This is a genomic window from Xenophilus sp., from assembly GCF_044462705.1.
GTDB classification, from domain to species: domain Bacteria; phylum Pseudomonadota; class Gammaproteobacteria; order Burkholderiales; family Burkholderiaceae_C; genus Xenophilus; species Xenophilus azovorans.
The window spans coordinates 24,110-29,165 of the sequence record NZ_JBIQNC010000037.1 but is presented as its reverse complement, the minus strand read 5'-3'; the positions used below and the strand labels follow the sequence as shown (position 1 = coordinate 29,165).

The window sequence follows — 5,056 nt, the reverse complement described above, 5'->3', positions numbered from 1 at the left end:
ACCGAGCGGTTGCTGGTCACCAGCATCGAGCCGCGCTCATAGCGGCGGCTGACCAGTTGGCCGCCAGCCGCCGCGGCGCAGGTACTCGTGCACCGTGTTGCGGCTGCACCCCAACTCCCGGCTGATGCGCTTGGCGCCCCAGCCTAGCGCCTGCAGCGCCAGCATCTTGTGCACCTCCTGCGGCGCCAGCATCGTCTCGCCCCTTCGGCCCGTTTCGACCGACAGAGCTTGCTCGATCACCTCTTCCATCAATGACCTCCTTCACAGTGAAGGGGGTCAGTTCTCGATGGCGCCAGGGGGGCAGTTTTTCATGGCGCCTGACACCCCGTAGCTTCTCATAGCTCGGCTGGAGACTTTGAACACGTTCTGAGGCATGGGGCGGCTGCGTGCGGTTCTGTTGAGCCATTGCCACCCGAGCGTCGAGGCGGAGCCTTCGCATGCCGATGAGCACCTCACCAGAGTTGCTTGCGCAGACGCTAATGCTTATCGACGTGCGGGTCCTCGATCACAATCGTGGTGGCGCGGGACGAACACGGTCTCGATGGCCGAAAGAGGTCTCATTTGCCCCAGGGGAGCGGCCGCAGCGCTCGTACACCGCCCGGCGCTTGCTTACCCAGGAAAAGACGCAGCTGATCGACGACGCGCTGATCGTTGGGGAATACCTGACAAAACCGACATTGCTCAGCATCAGTCGAGAGCCAAGGATATGCCCCCATTTTTCAAGCCCGTGCCCCCATATGTGCCCCCATATGCCCCCGGATTGAGGCATACTTTCTTGGACGATTTTGGATGCTCAAACCGGGATTACAGAGGGAAGAAAGAAAAAGCCCGGACGTCGTTGGACGTTACCGGGCTTTGAAATGGTGCCGCTTGTCGGAATCGAACTGACGACCTACCGCTTACAAGGCGGGTGCTCTACCAACTGAGCTAAAGCGGCGCGCGGCGAATTCTACCGGCCGGCCCTCACCTCATTTGACGCGCTTGAGCGCCGGCCGCGGCGCGCCGCCGGTCGGCGGGCGCGGCGGCTCCTCGTCCCCGTCGGCGGGCGCGGCCTCAGGCTCCGAGACGGCCTCGTCCTCGGCCACCAGGTGCATCACCCGCGACTCCGCCTCCGCCGGCCGGCCGGGCTCGGCCGGTGCCGCCACGGCGGTCGGGAAGGCCATGCCCTGCCCGTTCTCGCGCGCGTAGATCGCCACCACCCGTCCGACGGGCACGATGATGTCCCGCGCGGTGCCGGCGAAGCGGGCCTTGAACTCGATGAACTCGTTGCCCAGCTTCAGGGCGCTGGTCGCGTCGTAGCTGATGTTCAGCACGATCTCGCCGTTCTTGACGTACTCGCGCGGCACCTGGACCGATTCGTCGACCTGCACGGCGACGTAGGGGGTGAAGCCGTTGTCCGTGCACCATTCGTACAGCGCCCGGATCAGGTAGGGCCGCAGCGAGGACGTTTCGAGAGCGTTGATCATGATGGAGGCGGATGCCGCGACGACGCAGCGGAGCTTACTTGCGCATCACCTTCTCGGACGGCGTGAGGGCCTCGATGTAGGCGGGGCGCGAGAAGATGCGTTCGGCGTACTTCAGGAGCGGCGCCGCGTTCTTGCTCAGGTCGATGCCATAGTAGTCCAGGCGCCACAGCAGCGGCGCGATGGCCACGTCGAGCATCGAGAAGTTCTCGCCCAGCATGTACTTGTTCTTCAGGAACACCGGGGCCAGCTGCGTCAGGCGGTCGCGGATGTGCGAGCGGGCCTTCTCCAGCGCCTTCTCGTTGCCCTTGGTGCTGCGGTTCTCCAGCGTCGACACGTGGACGAACAGTTCCTTCTCGAAGTTCAGCAGGAACAGGCGCACGCGCGCGCGGTCCACCGGGTCGCCCGGCATCAGCTGCGGATGCGGGAAGCGCTCGTCGATGTACTCGTTGATGATGTTCGACTCGTACAGGATCAGGTCGCGCTCGACGAGGATCGGCACCTGCCCGTACGGGTTCATGATCGAAATGTCTTCGGGCTTGTTGTAGAGATCGACGTCGCGGATCTCGAAATCCATGCCCTTCTCGAACAGCACGAAGCGGCAACGGTGGGAGAAAGGGCAGGTGGTTCCGGAATACAGCACCATCATGGCGAAAGGCTCCTAAAAATCAAAAAGAGTGGACCGCCAGGCAGCCCACTCCTACGAGAGACGCGCACGCCACGCGAGGCAGGCGTGCACACCCGGCGCTTCTTGCTACTTCACGTCCTTCCAGTACGCGGCATTGAGGCGCCAGACGAAGACCAGGCTCATCACCAGGAACAGCAGCACCCAGACGCCCACGCGCACGCGGGTGTTCTGGGCCGGCTCGGCCATCCATTGCATGTAGTTCACCAGATCGCCGACGGCCTGATCGAACTGCAGCGGCGTCAGGGTGCCGGGCTTGACCTGCTCCCAGCCGCTGATGACATCGGTCTCGTGACCGTGCTGCTCGACCTTGCTGTAGACCGGCCGGCGCTCGCCCTGCAGCTCCCACAGCACGTTGGGCATGCCCACGCTCGGGAAGGCCAGGTTGTTCCAGCCGGTGGCTTTGCTTTCGTCGCGGTAGAAAGTGCGCAGGTAGGTGTAGAGGTAGTCGGCACCCGTGCCGCCGTGGCCGGCGAGCGCGCGCGCCGCCAGCGTCAGGTCGGGCGGGTTGGCGCCGAACCATTCCTTGGCCTGCTTCGGGTCGATGTTCGCCTTCATCGTCTCGCCGACCTTCTCGGTGGAGAACAGCAGGTTGTCCTTGATCTGCTGTTCCGTGAGGCCGATGTCGGTCAGGCGGTTGTACCGCATGAAGGCGGCCGAATGGCAGTTCAGGCAGTAGTTGACGAACAGTTTGGCGCCGTTCTGCAGCGAAGCCAGGTCATTGGTGCGCACCGGCGCCTTGTCCCAGGCGATGCCGCCCTCGGCAGCCTGCGCGCCGGCGACCATGCCCAGCGCCGCGATCAACGTGAGGATCAGTTTCTTCATTGTGGTGGGTCTCCGGATCAGTGCGCTGCGTAGGTCACGCGCTCGGGGACCGGTTTGAACTCGCCCAGTCGGCTCCACCAGGGCATCAGCAGGAAGAAGCCGAAGTAGAACAGCGTCCCGACCTGCGACACGCGCTCGCCGATCGGCGACGGCGGCTGCACGCCCAGGTAGGCCAGCACGACGAAGTTGATCACGAACAGGCCGTAGAGGTACTTGTGCCAGCCCGGACGGTAGCGGATCGACTTGACCGGGCTGGTGTCCAGCCAGGGCAGGAAGAACAGGATGATCACGGCGCCGCCCATCACGACCACGCCCCAGAACTTGGCGTCGATCGAGAGCATCAGCGCGCAGACCACCACCGCGGCGATGACGATGATGCCCTTGACGAGGCCGGCCAGGCGCGTCTTCCAGACGCCGAACACGGCGCCGGCCACCACGCAGGCGATCAGCGCATACATCATCTCGCTGGTGATGGCGCGCAGCATCGAATAGAAGGGCGTGAAGTACCACACCGGCGCGATGTGGTTGGGTGTCTTCAGCGGGTCGGCCGGGATGAAGTTGTTGTACTCCAGGAAGTAGCCGCCCATCTCGGGCGCGAAGAAGATCACCGCCGAGAACACGATCAGGAACAGCACCACGGCCAGCGCATCGTGCACCGTGTAGTAGGGGTGGAACGGGATGCCGTCCAGCGGCTTGCCGTTGGCGTCCTTGGTCGCCTTGATCTCGACGCCGTCGGGGTTGTTGGAGCCCACGTCGTGCAGCGCCAGCAGGTGCGCCACCACCAGGCCCAGCAGCACCAGCGGCACGGCGATGACGTGGAAGCTGAAGAAGCGGTTCAGCGTGGCGTCGCTCACCACGTAGTCGCCGCGGATCAAGAGCGCCAGGTCGGGGCCGACGAAGGGGATGGCGGAGAACAGGTTCACGATCACCTGCGCGCCCCAGTAGGACATCTGGCCCCAGGGCAGCAGGTAGCCCATGAAGGCCTCGGCCATCAGGCACAGGAAGATCGCGCAGCCGAAGATCCAGACCAGCTCGCGCGGCTTGCGGTAGGAGCCGTACAGCAGGCCGCGGAACATGTGCAGGTACACCACCACGAAGAACGCCGAGGCGCCGGTGGAGTGCATGTAGCGGATCAGCCAGCCCCACGGCACGTCGCGCATGATGTACTCGACCGAGGCGAAGGCCAGGCTCGCGTCGGGCTTGTAGTGCATCACCAGGAAGATGCCGGTGACGATCTGGATCACCAGCACCAGCAGGGCCAGCGAGCCGAAGATGTACCAGAAGTTGAAGTTCTTCGGCGCGTAGTACTCCGACATGTGGACGCGGTAGGCGTCGAACATCGTCGGGAAGCGGTTGTTCAGCCAGTTGCCCAGCTTGGCGCCCGCCGAGGCGTTGGGGGAGATTTCCTTGAATTCAGCCATGTGCTCGCTCCCCTCAGGCTGCGCCGGTCCCGTCGTCGCCGATCAGGAGGCGCGTGTCCGAGAGGTACTTGTGCGGCGGCACGGGCAGGTTGTCGGGCGCGGGCTTGTTCTTGAACACGCGGCCGGCCAGATCGAAGGTGGAGCCGTGGCAGGGGCACAGGAAGCCGCCCTTCCAGTCGTCGGGCAGCGAAGGCTGCGCGCCGGACTGGAACTTGTCGATCGGCGAGCAGCCCAGGTGGGTGCAGATGCCGACGACCACCAGCACCTCGGGCTTGATCGAGCGGTTCTCGTTCTGCGCGTACTTGGGCGTGAACTCGGTGGGGTTGCGCTGCGACTGGGGGTCGGCCAGCTGCGGATCGAGCTTGGGCAGCTCGGCGACCTGCTCCGGCGAGCGCTTGAGGATCCAGACCGGCTTGCCGCGCCATTCGACGGTGATCTTCTCGCCGACCTGCAGCGCGCCGATGTCCACTTCGACCGGCGCACCGGCCGCCTTGGCCTTCTCGGAAGGCTGGAAGGTGCTCACGAAGGGCACGGCCGTGGCGACGCCACCCACGGCACCGGCACAGCCGGATGCGATCAACCAAGTTCGCTTGCTGGAATCGATCCGTTGCGGGTCGACCGGGACGTCACTCATGGGGGTTCCTCTACTCGATCTACGCGGG

The 5,056-nt window shown here is 64.7% G+C and carries 6 protein-coding genes and 1 tRNA gene; all 7 read right to left on the bottom strand.

Going from position 1 to position 5,056, the window contains the following annotated elements; genetic code table 11:
- Nucleotides 1–36: 36 nt before the first annotated feature.
- Nucleotides 37–249, bottom strand: a complete 213-nt coding sequence (locus ACIY1X_RS08575) for a helix-turn-helix domain-containing protein (protein ID WP_399679814.1) — start codon at nucleotides 247–249, stop codon at nucleotides 37–39.
- A 612-nt stretch (nucleotides 250–861) separates the two neighbouring features.
- Nucleotides 862–937, bottom strand: a tRNA-Thr gene (locus ACIY1X_RS08570).
- Between the two features lie 31 nt (nucleotides 938–968).
- Nucleotides 969–1,466, bottom strand: a complete 498-nt coding sequence (locus ACIY1X_RS08565) for a ClpXP protease specificity-enhancing factor (protein WP_399679811.1) — start codon at nucleotides 1,464–1,466, stop codon at nucleotides 969–971.
- A gap of 34 nt (nucleotides 1,467–1,500) precedes the next feature.
- Nucleotides 1,501–2,112, bottom strand: coding sequence for a glutathione S-transferase N-terminal domain-containing protein (locus tag ACIY1X_RS08560; RefSeq protein ID WP_399679810.1), 612 nt, complete (start codon nucleotides 2,110–2,112; stop codon nucleotides 1,501–1,503).
- 105 nt (nucleotides 2,113–2,217) lie between these two features.
- On the bottom strand, nucleotides 2,218–2,973 hold the full coding sequence (locus ACIY1X_RS08555) for a cytochrome c1 (RefSeq protein WP_399679808.1): 756 nt from the start codon (nucleotides 2,971–2,973) through the stop codon (nucleotides 2,218–2,220).
- A gap of 17 nt (nucleotides 2,974–2,990) precedes the next feature.
- Nucleotides 2,991–4,394, bottom strand: a complete 1,404-nt coding sequence (locus tag ACIY1X_RS08550) for a cytochrome b N-terminal domain-containing protein (RefSeq protein WP_038209589.1) — start codon at nucleotides 4,392–4,394, stop codon at nucleotides 2,991–2,993.
- 13 nt (nucleotides 4,395–4,407) lie between these two features.
- Nucleotides 4,408–5,028: a ubiquinol-cytochrome c reductase iron-sulfur subunit gene (gene petA / locus ACIY1X_RS08545; protein WP_399679806.1), complete on the bottom strand. Its 621-nt coding sequence runs from the start codon at nucleotides 5,026–5,028 to the stop codon at nucleotides 4,408–4,410.
- Nucleotides 5,029–5,056 lie beyond the last annotated feature (28 nt).

Bases quoted from the DNA above. Each gene is read 5' to 3' on its own strand.
- ACIY1X_RS08575 (WP_399679814.1), bottom strand. From the start codon at position 249: ATGGAAGAGGTGATCGAGCAAGCTCTGTCGGTCGAAACGGGCCGAAGG.
- ACIY1X_RS08565 (WP_399679811.1), bottom strand. From the start codon at position 1,466: ATGATCAACGCTCTCGAAACGTCCTCGCTGCGGCCCTACCTGATCCGG.
- ACIY1X_RS08560 (WP_399679810.1), bottom strand. From the start codon at position 2,112: ATGATGGTGCTGTATTCCGGAACCACCTGCCCTTTCTCCCACCGTTGC.
- ACIY1X_RS08555 (WP_399679808.1), bottom strand. From the start codon at position 2,973: ATGAAGAAACTGATCCTCACGTTGATCGCGGCGCTGGGCATGGTCGCC.
- ACIY1X_RS08550 (WP_038209589.1), bottom strand. From the start codon at position 4,394: ATGGCTGAATTCAAGGAAATCTCCCCCAACGCCTCGGCGGGCGCCAAG.
- petA (WP_399679806.1), bottom strand. From the start codon at position 5,028: ATGAGTGACGTCCCGGTCGACCCGCAACGGATCGATTCCAGCAAGCGA.